This is a genomic window from Endozoicomonas sp. ALD068, from assembly GCF_049310145.1.
GTDB lineage: Bacteria > Pseudomonadota > Gammaproteobacteria > Pseudomonadales > Endozoicomonadaceae > Endozoicomonas_A.
In genome coordinates this window covers 667265-685068 of record NZ_JBLYNU010000004.1, presented here as the reverse complement: position 1 = coordinate 685068, position 17804 = coordinate 667265, and the positions used below count along the sequence as shown (strand labels likewise).

The following is a 17804-nucleotide window of genomic DNA, read 5'->3' as shown; positions in this document are numbered from 1 at the left end:
AAAAGGTTTCCCCGCTCCGGGTGTGCGTCACCTTTCACGGCGATAAAAGTACTCAGCTCTGAGGTAGTAGAATGGCAAATACTCGCCCCAATGCATTAAGCTTTGCAGTGGCCGTTGCAATCAGCTCTTCCATCATGGCCACAGACGCAATGGCCGAGCGCAAACTGCAGACAAAATCCGCTGATATTCTGAACAAAGGACATACAGAGTATACCCGGAGCGAAGTCATAGTTAAGCAAACTTTGGACAATGACCAGCAGCCAATACCCAAATCCTGCACAACCACCTACCCTGATCAGACTCAGGTCAGAGCAGACTACGAACTGCCTTCTGAAGGCTTCACAGACACTCTGTCTGGCATTGGCGGCGCTTCCAGTGTTGATCTGTTTGAAACAGACGAGAAGGACGTTGCTCAGAAATACACCAAAGTTCTCAAGATAGGTAATGAGGGGATATTCAGGTTCACCCATAACCTGGCAGAAAAGGCACTGGTCATTGAAGTCAGAAACGGAATGACCGATCAGGATTCAATTGCAGCAGTTCGAAATCAAGTAGGCGACCTCCAGTCATTAGAACCCTTAACGAAAGTTGCCAGCCCCGAACAACTGACCAGAGTGCTGAAAGGTGCACACGAAAGAGCGGGACAACTTGGCGAAATGGATAACTATGTTGCCCTTGCCACTATTGAAGTAGATGAAGTGAATGTGAAAGGGCGTACTTTCATGCGTCTTATCGCTGCCAACGATCAGCCTCCTGATTTAGTGCGCCTGGGTCAATCGCTCTTTGTCAATGATGAAGTGCTTTTCGCAGCAGCTACCTCTGCCTATACCCAGGTTCATGTAATGGAGGAAGATTTACAACAGGAAGCCCTGAACGATCTATTGCACTGTCATCAACCCGTTGGCTATGTTGTCCACGTCGAGGATGATGCACAAGCTTATCCTGTGCCTGTAGGCTACCCAAGACTGGAAGTGACTGAGACTCCGGGAGAAGTTATTGTTTTTCGTGGTCAGAAGCAAAACCCGGCCGATGTCGCTTTTGTGGAGGGGCTCTATAACATGTGGGCGGAAGAGGCCCGTAATCCCCCCTCTGCAGCAAAAACACAAATCAAAAAAGATAAGGTCAAAGGCTACCAGCACACCATCCGAAGCAGGCAGATGGCACTGCTGGAGAATTTGGCTGTAGAGCTACATACTGAAGAAGATAGCCAAGCGACGCTTCAATACGAAGAGGATCTGTGGACACTGATACACTATGAATATCTTGAGCAGGCATTGACCAGTGCAACTTCAGATGGAGCAGATGAATTTGAACTCACAGTAGAACAGATCGAAGACGCTTTCCCGGTCCTCACATCGACCTGGGTGCTTAATCGGCTCGAAAAACGCTTCAGCTTCAAACCTGCACTTAGAAATCTTCTGACTAACCCACTCTTTATTCAGACTATTCAGGAAGAGATAGTGGATGACAGTTATCTTAATCAGCTGCAGGACGATACTCTTGAGGTCATAGAAAAGCTTACTTCCAAACCCATAAGCGACATATCCAGACAGATGAATGAGATGGATGATAAGCAGGTATTCTTGCTAATAAAAGAACTCAGTCTCAGGCATCTTAGAAAAGAGATAAATCTCGAAACGCAGAAAGACACTATCAGTGAAAGAGGGAGACTCAGAGCAGATCAACTCAAACAACAAATTAACAAGGAGCTTATACAACTTCGTCAGGAGCGGGCACAAGAGAAAGAATTGATGCAGAAGCTTGAACAGGAAGTCGAATGTAATCCAGAGCAGTCAATAAAAACTCATGGCGCCAGAATAAGAGCCAGAATAGCTCGCAGTGCTCAAATGGCAAAAGAACTTGGTATCGATAACTGGGATGATACCAAGCCAAACGAAGAACAACTCAGGATCATTGCAAAAGAAATTGGTAAAATCAATCGATTGGTTGTCGCAATATTTACCGCAACAGGTCAGTCTGATGACAAAACCGTAAAAGCAAAACCGGCGGTCACTGAACGTGAGCGAGGTGTTGATTCGGTCAAAGAATTCAGTCTGGGTTACCTTCAGTACATTCAACAGCTGCTGCGACAAAACAGAGAAGTCACCGATGAACAAGTCCGGAAAAGACTGGCTATCGTTGAAAGTAAACAACAGAGCACCACTGCGAAACTTCAGCGGGAAGCACAGAAAAGCTGGTTACAGAAAGACTGGTTACGGAAACTTCAGCAGGAAGCAGAACAAGTTCCAGCGCTGGCACAACAAGTCCATGATGCCAGAACAGGTTCCATAAAGGTTCGCAATGCTCAAATGGCAGCAGAGCTTGGTATTGACAACTGGGATGATGCCCAGCCAGTCGAAGAACAAGCCAGACTCATCAGAAATAAAATTGTTGAACTCAAGCAATGGGTAGCAGCAACAGAGCAGCCTGATAAAGAAGCTGCAAACGTAAAACCGACGGCCATTACAGGCAAGCGAGATATTATTTCCGTTAATGAAGACGATCCGGTTATCCTTCAGTCCATTCAACAACACCTGCAACAAAAAGAAGAACGAACCGACCGGGAATTCCAGAATAGTCTGAGCGACATTGAACGTCGGCTCGGTCTGGTCCCGGATAGTGAAAAGACCCTGGAATTTCGTTGCCGGGCTGTTCGTGAACACATCAGGATGCAGGACGCTCAGACCGAAATAGAGCTGGCAAAACGGAAAAAATCGATACGGAGCCTTCAGAAGGAGATTGAACGAGCTCAAGTTGAGAGAAAAGAAGAACGAACCGATCAGGAAATCCAGGATAGTCTGAGTGGCATTGAACGTCAGCTCGGTCTGGTCCCGGATAGTGAAAAGACCCTGAAATTTCGTTGCCGGGCTGTTCGTGAACACATCAGGATGCAGGACGCTCGGACCGAATTAGAGCTGAAAAAACGGGAAAACTCGATACTGCGCCTTGAGATTGAGATTGAACGAGCTCAAGTTGTGAGAAAAGAAGTTCGTGAAGTCATAGCCGCCGCCAGACAGGATTACAACACTCGAATGACAGCGGTGCCTGGTATTGTCGCAACAGGACAGCCCGAAGAAGAAGCTTTCAAAGAAAAACTTGCGGCCATAGAAAAAGCCCTGGAGTTGGATCACCTGGATCGCGAGGACGATGTCTATTACCGCCGTAACGCCATTTCTGAAGAAATTCACACATACATTGCAGAAGCCGGGAAGAATGCAGAGAAGGAGGCTCTTGAAATACTGGAAACAGTAGAAGAAATATTCAAACTCGAAGTCAACCAGGATGATCACAAAACAACGAGGCTTGAGAGGGTTCGCAGAAAGCTAAAAAGCGGTGATGTCTCAGAATCCATGCTGAATGAGATAGACGCTGTTATCTGGAAAATTGAAAGCTCACTTGGATACCAAATCGCAAAAAAAATTCAGATACTTCAAAAATTTATTACCTTTCATGTCGAAACCCCGGATGTCGATTGGCAGGTCACAAAGCAACAGAGAAAGATGCTTGAAGCCGTAGAAGACGAGCTGAACATCGACACCAGTGAAAACCCTTCTGCGAAAGAAAGAGGCAAGGGTTTTGCCGCTGAACTGGCATTGGATCTGGAAGTAGAATTTGAAAAAGGCGCCAGTCTGAATGACCAGAAGTATGCTCTGAGTAACAAAATTCAAGCATTAAGGGAAAAAGTAAACGCCCATTATGACACTGAAGAGCTCACCAGAGATGCAAACAATGAAATGGCTCGGCAACTTAACATTGAGGGCTATAAGAACGATGCCCCTTTGGAGGATCAGATCAGTCTTATTGAAAAAACACTTCAGGAGCTGGATGAAGAAGTTGACATAGTGGGTCGGCCTAAAATTTATGACCGTATCGCAGCCATTGAAAATGAACTTGACAGGCAAATGGCTTGCCTGGGTAAAACCCAATACGTTCCTGATCATGGCTTAGCCACAGCCAGACGAGTAGTAAAAGAAACTGAAAGTGAGCTGGCAGATGTTCATCACAAACTCAATACCCTTCCTGACAATGAAGACGACACGGCTCTCTATCAGGTAATGAACGGTGACATTGATGAGAAGAGTAAAACCTTATATGAGTACGAAATAGCCCGTCAGGCAGGTGAGATTGAATCCGGAAAAGCAGATATTGAGGGAATGGAGGAAGCGCTGAAGGCCGACGAGAAAGCCGCCGAAAATGATGGCTGTCCCTTCCGGTACAGTCCCTTCCAGTACACGCCAGGTCAGGCAGAAGCTCTGGAAGCTCTCCACAAATTCAGTCGGCAGCACCCTCTCAAAAAACAAGCGCTGGAAGCCGCATTGAGTCTGGAACAATCAGCATTAGCAAGAGGTAAGCCAATCCCCTGCCTGTCGGGTTTCATGTTGTACGATGAATTTGCACCGATTCGCTTGTACGCAATGTTCGGATACGATCTGAATCAGGCTCGTCGTATTGCGGAAGTCTTCAAGAGTCTGAAGACAACCTTGTTGGAATACCCTCACGATTCTTTGTTCGCAAATCAACTTCAACTTCTGAATACCCTGAAAGAAATTCAGACTCTGACGCAGAAGGTCACCAATGAGATGGGAAAAGGGTCCCAACAATACGACGACGTAATTCACGCCTTAGGCTCAACGGTTACTCACTTCGTTGAGCATTCAGCAGAGGACCAGAAAAGCATCTCGGAGTACTTCTCAACCGACACCGCCAGTGGCAAAAAGATGATAAGTCTGCTGCGTGAAGGACTGATCAGCAAGATTGAATTAGAGAATTATATCAAAGCCGCCAGAGGTGTTGATGGTTATCAGACAGTGGCTGAATTTGAACATTTCCTTGGTTATAAACACGGCGTTGAAGCAAGAGAATTCCGGAAGACTATCCGGATGCTGCCCGACAAGGATGCTGAAGAACTTATACAAAGTGTCTTTACTCCTGTGGTTGTGGCTGCAACGGGCCCGACAGGTATAAAAGAGTCAGTTGCCGGCGTAACAGATTACACTGCAGCTGTTATCGCCAACTATGTTCTTGACGATATTGCTTTTGAAAATGGCCGAAAGACGGCAGCATTCCTGACCTATGTTCAGGATACCCTGACACCTTATGCCAATGCTGCCGACCTGTCTGAATCAGACCTGATCAAGGTTGTCCATGACACATTGATGCAGGCTCATGCCGCTGCGGTTGAGCAGCAGCTAAAGGATTACTGGATCAAACCTTCAGCCTCCCTGGCGCAGGTTGTCACATGGTACTACTCCAGCTATAAACCCTTACTGGTTGCCAATACTGCCTGGCAGGCTGTCGGGCTGTCACTCTCAAACATGTCGTACCTTTATCTTCTGGATCTGACCAACAGGGGAGATTACCTGCACCGGATGCTGACACCTTTTCAAAACTGGATAGAAGGCTACGGTATTGATCCTGACCGGACCGGCCAATCTGCCTACCACAATGGAATTGAACAAATCTCTGAAGTAGGCGGACTGGCCATGCCATTGGGCAAGGCCGCTTCCTCAGTCATTCTGCTGAGAACCGGCTCCATGCTGTTTGCCAGACAGTACAACGCCAATCCTCATAGCTATCGCAGCATTAACCGCCTGGTGCCTGAAATGCTGAAATCCATGGATTCCGGAGGGATACAGGTACCACTGTTGCACCGGGTAACACCACAAAAAGTGAAAACTCTGGCCTCTGCCACCGCCGGTCTGGTGTTGGGTCCGGTAGCCACTGTCGGATCATACGCCCACGGCCTTATATCTGGATTTACCTATGCCCAGACATTCGGTTTCGCTCTGGTAACCAGTCTCACTTACGACTTTTTTATGAACGACAACAAGATGCTCACCCAATGGCTGGCTGGCCCCCTGGGACGTAGTCTTGACAAAATTAATCGCTGGCAGGGCGTGGGTGAAACAGACGATGAATATGTGAAACGGACCGCTGTCGTTTCACCTCAGGGCTTCAGTGAATCCGATGAAGAGTATGCAACCCGTGTTAAAGCAAGCAACAATATGTTGGGCTGGACGCGACACGAAAATTATCTGCAATTCCGTGAACGCCGTGATCGCACCATGAAGATGTTCGAGAACAGCTGGGAGAAATACTTCAGGGAATATGTGCCTAAATGGTCATTCTCCCATGCAGAAAGTTTTCCTTACTTCTACACTCTTGGAGCCTTGTACGAATGGCAACGGGGCGATAATCAGAAGTTGGCACCGGATGCAACCTTTTCTTCTCAGCCCACAAAGACCTCAAAGAGCCTGAAGCGAATCAAGGCAATTGACATCCATTAGCGACTGAGAGCAATGAGCGTTTGTAACTTGCTCCCTCGCCTGGTGTGGCAATCATTTTTCGCGCTAATAAAAAGTACTCACCTCTGAGGTAGCAGAATGACAAATGCTCATCACAATGCGTTAAGCCTTGCAGTGGCCGTTGCAATCAGCTCGTCTCTCGTTGGTCCACAGGTACTGGCCGATCGCAGGCTGCTGACAAAATCTGTCGATGTTACGGGTAATGGTCATGTGGAGTTTACCCAGAGTGAGGTTATTGTTCTGCCAACTATAGGTCATGACGAACAGCCAATACCCAAATCTTTTACCACCATCTATCCTTATCAGCCTCAGGAAAGTGAAGACTATGTCCATCCCTGCTTAAGCTTAACAACAGTTCTTTCTGGCATTGGTAGTGGCGTCTACAGTGTTGATCAGTTTGAAACAGACGAGAATAATGTTGCTCAGAAATACACCAAAGTCCTGGAGGTAGGTGATGAAGGAGTCTTCAGGTTCACCCATAACCTTGAAGGAAGGAAGCTGGTCATTGAAGTCAGAGCCGGAATGACCGATCAGGGTTCAGTCAAGGCTGTTCGTGATCAATTGGGCGGCCTGCGATCATTAGAACCGTTAACGAAAATCGCCAGCCCCATACAGCTGGCTCTTTTACTGGAAGGTGTCGACGACAGAGAAGGAAGCCTCGGCACCAGTGATCACTATGTTGCCCTTGCCACCATCGAAGTAGAAAAAGTTGAAGTAAATGGGCGTACCTTCATGCGTCTTATCGCTTCGGGCGACCGCCCCCCTGAACTGCAAAGTATGGGTCAATCACTCTTTGTCAACGACGATGTTCTCCTGACAGCAGCCGCTTCTGCCTATATCCAGGTTCATATCCTGGGAGAGAACTTACAACAGCAGGCTCTTAATGAACTATTAGCACACAACAAACCCGTCGGCTATGTTGTACACGTCGAGGAAGACACACAGGCTTATCCTGTGCCTGAGAATTATCCAATACTGGAAGTGACTGAGGCCACGGGAGACACTATTGTTTTCCGTGGTCAGAAGCAGAACCCGGCCGATGTCACTTTTGTGAAAGCTCTCTCTGACATCTGGAAGAGAGAATTTAATAACAATGCCCCCCCTCCTGAAGCAACAGCGCAGGTTAAAAAAGACAGGATCGAAAGCTACCGGTACATCATTCGGAGCAAGCAGATGGCTCTCCTTGAGGAGCTGGCTGCACAGCACAATTACGGACCTGACAATGCCGGACAAACGACGTTTGAATACGATGGTAAGCTGTCGATGCTTGCATACTATGAATATCTTCAGCAGGCTTTGACCTCTGCTACTTTGGACGGAGCAGATGAATTTGAATTGACAATACCCCACCTCAGATTCGCTTCGTCGTTTATCACGCCAACCTGGATCCATCTTCAACTCGCAGAATACTTCGGCTTCAAACCCGTACTTAGAAATCTCCTGACTAACCGGCATTTTGTTCAGAATCTTCACCAGGTTATACCCATTGTCACCAAAACGTTTAGCGATACTTTTAGCAAAGACAAAAGCTTTACTTCCAAAGTCGTTGCTGACCTTACCGGGAAGCTGCTTGAGATAGAAAGCCTGCGGGAAAAGCTACAGCATAAAGAGGCCGAACTCACCGGGATAAGCAGATCATCAGATCGCGCAACCGCAGCTGCGATCAAAGCCCGCTATGCAACCATTGCCTCATATTTAAACATTCAGGATTTTGATAGCAATGATGATATCAATAATCAGGAAAAACATTTGCTTCAGAAAATTAAGGCATTGGATGATCAAAAAAAACAACTGATTCGTGAACAGGAAAGTCTTTTTCAGAAGCCTCAGACGGTGGATGTTGAACTTAATACAGAGAATGCTCACGCCAGGGCCAAAAAAGGTGCTCTGGCAGCAGTTCTTGGTATTGAGCCAGGTGACGGCAGCATACCAGAAGACGATGTCCTGGAAAAAATGGTATACACCAGGCTCTTCAGGCTTGCAGAGCTGGAAGAAGAACTGGCTGACATCAAAACACCCGGCCACCCCAAAATCAGGCCTGAAGTAATTAAGACTCTGAATGCCGTACTAAAAGTTCTGCGGCAAAGTCAGAATAATCGGAACGAAGACCTGTACCAACAACGCTGGTACATTTCTGATAACATGCGGGCATTCATCAGAGACGCCAGAGAGTATGCAGAGTTTGTAGCATATAGGATACTGGAAGACGTAGAAGCAGAACTCAGTATCAACCTCAATGGAGAGGATAACAAAACAACAAGACTCACCCGGATTCTTAAAATACTTAACAACGCTGATCTTTCAGATAACACACTGGCTGAGATACTGGATGAGTTAGATGGCACCCTCTGGGCCTATGAAAGCAGGGCTCTGGATTGGGATGATCTCATACGCATCAAGCTGCATGCTTACCTTCATCATAAATTCGAAGACTCCGACCCGGATAACCCGACCGGAAAACAACAGATCAATCTGCTGAAAGAAGTAGAAGCAATACTCCGCATCCCATGGGAAGAAGAGAAAGACCTGGCAGCAAGACTGGCCTGGGTTCGTGAAGTACTTGACAAAGACTTGACCTCTGAATACACGATGGAAGAAATAGATGAAGCCCTCTGGCAAAAAGACAGCGAAGCTCTCAACGAGAGGGAGCTCGTACTCAAAAAGCTTAGTGCGATTCTTACCTATAAAACCAAAGATTCGTGCCTGGATAAGCAAGCCAGAGATCAACAGGCAAGTATGCTTGATGCTATAGAGTTCAAGCTGAGTATCAATCCTCATGAAAACCTTGCTGCCAAAGAAAGAGGTAAGGCTTTCACTACTAAACTGGCCAGTGATCTGAAGGTAGCATTTGCAGAGGATGACAACCTGCCTGCTCGGAAGGATGCTCTGAGAGGCAAAATTCAGGCATTAATGGATGAGCTACATGAAGCCTGCGACGATGAAGCTGTCAGAAGAGCCAGAAACAATGAAGTGGCTCATCAACTCAACATTGAGGATTATAAAGAAGATGCCACTATCGACGACCAGAACAGTCTGATTGAAACAACACTCCAACAGCTCGATGAAGAAGTTTTCAATGCCGATCAGCCCGACATTAATGAGCGCATTGCAGACATCGAAAATGAACTTGACAGGCAAATGGCTCGCCTGGGTCCCAAACCCCGATTCGCTCTTGATCGTGAGCTAGCCAATGTCAGACGAGCACTGAAAGAAGATGAAAGTGAGCTGACGGGTCTTTATAAGCAACTGAATATGCTTCGTGGCAAACCTGTGGCATTTGCGGGGAACCGTGCTGACCTCCAGCATACCTCGGAGGATGACAACAGGGTCCTCAATCAGGCGATTAAGGGTCTGGACGAAAGCGATATCACCGAGGGAACACAGGGTGAACTGCCTCTGGCAAGGAAAAACTATAATCATGTCACAGAATTCCTGCGTGAGCATGACAGGAAAAGTAAAGATGTAGCCAATGTAAAACAAGACCCGGAGCATGAGGCGCTTCTTGAAGCCGCTGAAGAAGCCATGGGTCTGACACCAGACTCCACTGACACCTGTCAAGACCGGGTTGATGCCCTGAGAAACAGGCAGCTAAAACTGGGCGGGAATGATGGTACTGGCGGCAAGATTGGGCAACTGGTTCAGGAAAGAGACCATCTGGAAGCTCAGATTGAAACCAGGAAAGCTGACATTGAGTCAATGAAGAAAGCCCTGAAGACGGCAGAGACAGCCGTCGAAAATGACGGCGGTCCCTTCCAGTTCACGCCGGAACAGGCAAGTGTACGGACCGCCATAGACGACTTCACGCAGCATAACGCTCTCAAACAACAAGCTCTGGAAGCCGCGCTGGGTTTGGCAGAACTGGCAGTGGAGAGCGATAATGAAATCCCCTGGATTTCGACTTTCGATTTTGACGATGAACTGGCACCCGTCCATTTGCGGATGCTGGTTGGTGACAATCTGTCTTTTAATCAGGCCAGTCGGATTGTAGAAGTCTTCAAGAGCCTGAAGACGAGCTTCCCGGACCCCCCTTTCTGGTCTGAAGAAGATCGGCCTCTGAATATCGTGGAACAAATCCACGCACTTGTTTACGTGGTCAGGAATCAGTTGGGAAAAGGGGCCCAGGAATACGACGACGAAGTGCTCGGCATGGGCCAAAGAGCCATTCACTATGTCGAGCACATACCAGGTGACCTGAAAGACTTTTCGCAATACCTGGCTGCCCATTCCGCCAATTGTAACAAGGTCATAACTCTGCTGCGTGAAGGTTTGATCAGCAAGGTTGAACTTGAAAACTACGTAAAGGCCGTCAGAAGTATTGATATGGAGGCCGGCAGAGGTTTCGAAGGTTTTCAGAGAGTGGCTGAGTTTGAATTCTTCCTTTACTACAGACACCGTGTCAATTTGCCTCTGTTCAACAGCATTGTCCATATGCTGTCCGACAAGGGTGCAGAGGAATTCATGCAAAGCGTCTTGACCCCTGTGACCGTGACCAGGACTGGCCCGACGGGCATTAAAGAATCTGTTGACGGCATGAAAGAGTATGCCGCTGCTGTCATCGCCAACTATGTTCTTGACGATATTGCCTTTGACAATGGCCGCAGAACGGCAGCCTTTCTGACCAATGTTCAGGATACCCTGACTCCTTATGCCAATGCTGCCGGACTCTCTGAAACCGAATTGATCAAGGCTATCCATGGCACATTGAAGGAGGCTCATGCCGCAGCGGTTGAGTATCAGCTCAACAAGTACTGGGGCAAACCTTCAGCCTTTCTGGTACAGGCCGTCACCTGGTACTACTCCAGCTTCAAACCTCTGCTGGTGACCCATACCACAGTGCAGGCTGCCGAGCAGTCTCTCTTGAACATGTCATTCCTCTATCTTCTGGATCTGACCAACCGGGGTGATTATCTGCACCGGATGCTCATACCTTTCCAGCACTGGCTGGAACGCGTCGGTGTTGATTCTGACCGAACCGTGCAATATGCCTACCACAGCGGAATTGAAAAAGTTTCTGAAGTGGGCGGGCTGGCCATGCCATTGGGTAAGGCCGCTTCTTCAGTCATTCTGCTGAGAACCGGCTCCATGCTCTTTGCCAGACAGTACAACGCTAACCCGCAAATGTATCGCAGCATTTCCCGTCTGTTGCCAGAAATGGTCAAATCCATGAGTTCCGGACAAAGGATTCAGTTGCCGCAGCTGCACAGGGTGACACCACAAGCAGTGAAAACTCTGGCCTCAACAGCCGGCCTGGTGCTCGGCCCGGCAGCCACCTTGGGAATGCAAGCCCACGGCCTTTTATCCAGGTTTACCCATGCCCAAACATTCGAAATAATCAAATCCATGATTACCGAACCAGGGATTCAGGTGCCGCTGCTGCCCAGGGTGACACCACAAAAAGTGAAAACTCTGGCCTCTGCCACAGCGGGACTGGTGCTGGGCCCGGTAGCCACGGTCGGAGCATACGCCTATGGCCTTATATCCGGATTCACTTATGGCCAGACCTTCGGATTCGCTCTGGCGTCGAGTCTCACTTTCGACTTTTTTATGAACGACAACAAAATCCTCACTCAATGGCTGGGTGGCCCTCTGGGTCGAAGTCTTGACAGGATTAATCGCTGGCTGAGCGTGGGTGAAACGGACGATGAATATATAAAAAGGTCGGCTATTGCCTCACCTCAGCGCTTCAATGAAAACGATGAAGCCTACGCAAAACGAGTTAAAGCAAACAACGCCCTGTATGGCTGGACTCGACACGAAAACTATCTGCAGTTCCGTGAACGCCGGGATCGCACCATGAAACTATTCGAGAATGGCTGGGAGAAATACTTCAGAGAAAATGTACCTAAATGGTCGTTTTCCCATGCAGAAAGTATTCCTTACTCCTACACTCTGGGAGCCTTCTATGAGTTGCGACAGGGCGATGATCCAAAAATTCAGGGTCATGATAAGAGCAATGCCCCCCAATCAAAATCTCTATCTGTAACCATGAGCCACTGAAGGCTATGGGTCATTAAAAGCTGCTTCCCTGTCCGGCGTAGCCATCACTTTTTCAGGGTAATAAAGTACTCTGCTCTGAGGTAGTAGAATGACAAGAGTCCGCCCCAATGCCTTGAGCCTGACAGTGGCCGCTGCAATCAGCTCTTCCATCTCTGTCACGGACGCACTGGCCGATCGCAGGCTGCAGATAAAATCTATCGATATTCCGGGCAATGAACAGGTGGAGTTCGTCCAGAGCGAGGTCATCGTTAAGCCAACTTTAGGTCATGACCAGCAGCCATTACCCAAATCCTTTACAACCACCTACCCTGATCAGACTCAGATCAGAAGGGGCTATAAGGTTCCTTCCGAAGGCTTCACAGATGTTCTCTCAGGTATCAGCGGTGGCGTTTCCAGCGTTGACCTGTTTACAACAGACAACAACAACGCTGCTCAGAAATACACCAAAGTCCTGAAGGTCGGTGATGAAGGGGTCTTCAGGTTCACCCATAACCTTGCAGAAGAGAAACTGGTCATTGAGGTAAGGGAGGGAATGACTCATCAGGATTCAATTACGGCTGTTCGTGCTCAATCAGATGACCTCCCATCATTGGAACCGTTAACAAAAATCGCCAGCCCCTCACACCTGGCCGGAGTGCTCAAGGGTGCGTACGAAAGAGCAGGCAACCTTGGCGAGGCTGATCACTATGTTGACCTGGTCACCATTGATGTGGACGAATTTGAAGTGAACGGGCGCACCTTCATGCGTCTTATCGCTGCAGGCGATCAACCTCCGGAACTGCAGCGCCTGGGGCAGTCGATCTTTGTCAATGATGAGGTTCTTTTAGCTGCAGCCACCTCTGCCTATACCCAGGTTCATATTCTTGGGGAACATTTACAGCAGGATATTCTGGAGGATTTGCTGTCATACCAGCAGCCCGTCGGCTATGTTGTCCACGCTGAGGACAACACACAGGTATACTCTGTGCCTGAGGGTTATCTGAAACTGGAGGTGACTGAAGCTACGGCGGACAGGATTGTTTTCCGTGGTCAGAAGCAAAATCCGGCCGATGTCGCTTTTGTGGAATGTCTCTATAACCTCTTTGAACAATCTGACGCTAATGACAATGACAAGATTGCACGGGTTAAAAAAGACAAGGTCAAAAGCTACCAGTACGTCATTCGAAGTACGCAGATGGCGCTGCTGGAGGAGTTTGCTGACAATTTAGCTGTACAACAGGATGCTGAAGTGGACCAGGATAAACTTGCGATACTTGCATACTATGAATCTATACAGCAGGTATTAACCATTGTTAGTCAGGATGCAACCGATGAATTCGAATTGACAGCAGGACAGATCGTAGTCACGACATCGGTCATCACGCCGGGCTGGATGCTGGTTCAACTCGAAAAAATCTTCAGCTTTAAACCCCTACTCAGAGACCTCCTGAACAGTCGGCATTTTTTTATCAATGTTCAAAGAGGTACAGACATTCTCAACGAACTGCTGATGAGGGGCTTTGCCCTTGTCGAAGACACAAACTTAGTTAAAAAAGTCATTGCTAACATGGTCCGTAAGGACCTTGAGTTGGACAACACGCAGGCAGAGCTGCAGGCAAAAATCAAAGCCCACTATGCAACCATTGCCGCACATTTAAACATTCAGAATTTTGATAGCAATGCAGATGTTGATGCTCAGCAAGAAAGCCTGCTTGAAGAAATCAATACATTGAATGCTCAAAAGCAACGCCTGCTTCAGGAAGTTCAGACAATGCACGATCAAGAGTTTGCTGAGGATTCTTACACCAGGGTCAAAACCAGCGCTCTCACTACGGTCCTTGGCACTGAGCTGAGCGAATACAGCCCACCAGGCACACCCGATGACACTGCCCTGGAAGCAATGTTATATACCAAACACTTCAGGCTCAAGGCACTGGAAGAAGCACTGGAAGACATCAGAACACCAGGCCACCCCAAAGCCTGGCCTGAAGTACTTGAGAAGCTGAGTGCCTTAGAAAAAGTCCTTCACCGGGGTGACCCTGATCAAGACGACGATGTGTATCTCCGTCGCCAGGACATTTCTAAAGGCATACAGGAATACATCAGAAATACCAGACGGCTGGCTGAGAAAAGGGCCCGGGACATACTGGAAGTCGTAGAAAAAGAACTCAACCTCAAAGTCAGCGAAGAGGATGACAAAGCAACAAGACTCAACAGAGTTTTTATAGTACTTAACGGTGATCTTCTCTCAGATGAGATACTGGATGAGATAGAGAATGGGATAAGTGACATCTCGTGGGCCTGGGGGTGGGTCTATAAACTCGAAGCCCCTGACCCGAATAAGCAAGCCACTGAACAACAGACCGACCGGCTGGAAGCCTCAGAAAAAACACTCAACATCAAATTCAATAAAGAGAATGACAAAGCAGCAAGACTTGCCCGGGTTTATACAACACTTGACGGCGATGATAGCTATGAAAATACCCTGGATCAGATACATCAGACCCTCTGTAAAGAAGACAGCACAATTCTGGACGAGAGCAGTCTCAAACTCACCAAGATTCGTGCGATTCTCAACTATAAAATCGACGATTCGTACCTGGATATGCAAATCAGAAAACAACAGACAGGTTTGCTTGGAGCTATAGAGAACGAGCTGAGCATCTACCCTGATGACAACGATGCGGCTAAAGAAAGAGGCAAGGCTTTCACTGTTAAACTGGCCAAAGAGCTTGATGTTGCCTTTGATCAGGATGACGACCTGTCTGATCAGAAGGCTACCCTGAGAACCAAAATTCAGGAATTAATCGAAAAAGTAGCGGCACTCTATGATGATGAAGCTGCCAGAAGAGCCTGGAACAATGAAATAGCTCATCAACTCAACATCCGGGATTATAAAGAAGACGCCACTATCGACGACCAGAACCGTCTGATTGGAAAAAAACTCCAAAAGCTGGATAAAGAAGTTTTCAATGTCGGTCAGCCTGACGCTAATGAGCGTATTGCAGCCATCGAGAATGAGCTTGACCGGCAAATGGCTCGCCTGGGGCCCAGGCCCCGATACGTTCTTGATCGTGAGGTGGCTCAGGCCAGACAGGCAATACAAAAAGCTGAAAGTGAGCTCGAGACTGCTAATCAAAGACTGAATGCTATTAGTAACAAACAAGTGGCAGCGGATCTTGATGCCACTGAAGAAGCTGAGGGGCTTACACCTGACTCTACTCAGACCTGTGAAGACCGGATTAATGCCCTGAGAAACAGACAGGTACAACTGGGCGGACATGATGGAACTGGCGGCAAGATCCAGCAACTGAATCGGGAAAGGGTCCAACTGACAGCTGAGATAGCAAACAGGAAAGTCGACATTGAAAGAATGAAGGAAGTCCTGAAGACTGCAGAGAAAGCCGTCGAAAATGACGGCGGCCCCTTCCAGTACACGCCGAAGCAGGTAAAACTTCTGAGCGATATGCAAAACTACATGAAACATCACTCTGTCAATAAACAAGCTCTGGAAGCTGCAATAGGTCTGACAGAATTAGCCCTGGAAAACGGTAAGGCAAGCCCCTCGCTTGTGGATTTCGATTTTGACAATGAATTTGCACCGATTCGCCTGAGGGCAATGGTCGGAGACGGCCTGACGTTTGCCCGGGCCAGTCGGATAGTGAAAGTCTTCAAGAGCCTGATGACGAACTGCGCGCACCTGTCTCCCGGGCGAATAAAATTAATGCCTATGATTGCCCTGGCAGAAGTTCAGCTGCTGGTGAACTGGGTCAGGGGTGAGCTGCAAACCGGGGCTCAACAATACGACGAAGCCATTCACAGCATGGGCAAAACAGCCATTCACTTCGTCGAGTATGAGACAGAGGACCTGAAAAGCTTCTCGGAATACTTCGCCAGCCATTCTGCCACTGGTAACAAGATCATAACTCTGCTGCGTGAAGGATTGATCAGCAAGGTTGAACTTGGGAACTACATGAAGGCCGTCAGAGACGTCGATGGTCATCAGACAGTGGCTGACTTTGAACACTTTCTTGGCTACAAACACGGGGTCAATGTGCCTGACTTCAAAGCCGATGTCCGGATGCTGTCCGAGAAGGGTGTTGAGGAATTCATGCAAAGTGCCTTTACGCCTGTGACCGTCACCGCGTCTGGCCCGACAGCCATGAAAGAATCTGTTGACGGCATGAAAGAGTACGCTGCCGCTGTCATCGCCAACTATGTTCTTGACGATATTGCCTTTGACAATGGCCACAGGACGGCAGCCTTCCTGACCCATCTCCAGGATACCCTGACGCCTTATGCCAATGCTGTCGGCCTGTCTGAATCAGACCTGATCAAGGCTATCCATAACACATTAATGCAGGCTCATATCGCAGCGGTTGAGCAGCAGCTCAATGATCACTGGGTCAAACCTTCAGCCTTCCTGGTACAGGCTGTCACCTGGTACTACTCCAGTTACAAACCCCTGCTGGCGACCCACAGCGCCTGGCAGGCTGCCGATCTGTCGCTGTCAAACATGGCGTTTCTCTATCTTGTGGATCTGACCAACCGGGGTGATTACCTGCACAGAATACTCACACCTTTCCGGCACTGGCTGGAAAACTGCGGTGATGATCCTGACAGAACCGGACAATATACCTACCACACTGGCATTGAACAAATCTCTGAAGTGGGCGGGCTGACCATGCCATTGGGCAAGGCCGCTTCTGCAGTCATTCTACTCAGAACCGGCTCCATGTTGTTTGCCAGACAGTACCACGCCAATCCTCAGATGTATCGCAGCATTTCCCGCCTGGTGCCCGAAATAGTGAAATCCATGGGTTCCGGGCAGGGGGTTCAGGTACCGCTGCTGCACAGGGTAACACCACAAAAAGTGAAAACTCTGGCCTCGGCCACAGCCGGTCTGGTGCTGGGTCCGGTAGCCACTGTCGGAGCATACGCTCATGGTCTTATATCAGGGTTTACCTACGCTCAAACCTTCGGATTCGCTCTGGCATCCAGCCTCACTTTCGACTTTTTCATGAACGACAACAAACTGCTTACTCAGTGGTTGGGTGGGCCTCTGGGTCGCAGTCTTGACAAGATTAATCGCTGGATTGGTGTGGGTGAAACGCAAGATGAATATGTGAAACGTACAACTGTTGCCACACCTCAACGCTTCAGTGAAAACGATGAAGACTACTCAAGCCGTGTTAAAGCAAACAACACGATGTATGGCTGGACTCGACACGAACATTATCTGCAGTTCCGTGAACGCCGGGATCGCACTATGAAACTGTTTGAGAATGGCTGGGAGAAATACTTCAGGGAAAATGTACCGAAATGGTCGTTTTCCCATGCAAAAAGTATTCCTTACTCCTACACTCTGGGTGCCTTTTATAAGTTGCAACAGGGCGATAATCAGAAAGTTCACGGTCCTGATAAGAGCAATGCCCCTCAATCAGGATTTCAATCTGCAACCATGACCCACTGACAGCCATAAGTAATTAAAAGCTGCTTCCCGCCGGGTGTGGCCATCGCTTT

Annotated in this window: 3 protein-coding genes; all 3 read left to right on the top strand. The window is 48.3% G+C overall.

Going from position 1 to position 17804, the window contains the following annotated elements; translation table 11 throughout:
• Positions 1-71 precede the first annotated feature (71 nt).
• Entirely contained in the window at positions 72-6287 is a 6216-nt protein-coding gene (locus tag ACO6V5_RS01885; protein ID WP_422409843.1) for a hypothetical protein, read from the top strand.
• Between the two features lie 96 nt (positions 6288-6383).
• Entirely contained in the window at positions 6384-12302 is a 5919-nt protein-coding gene (locus ACO6V5_RS01880; RefSeq protein ID WP_422409845.1) for a hypothetical protein, read from the top strand.
• An 88-nt stretch (positions 12303-12390) separates the two neighbouring features.
• A complete protein-coding gene (locus ACO6V5_RS01875; RefSeq protein WP_422409847.1) occupies positions 12391-17754 on the top strand; it encodes a hypothetical protein in 5364 nt (1787 codons plus the stop codon).
• Positions 17755-17804 lie beyond the last annotated feature (50 nt).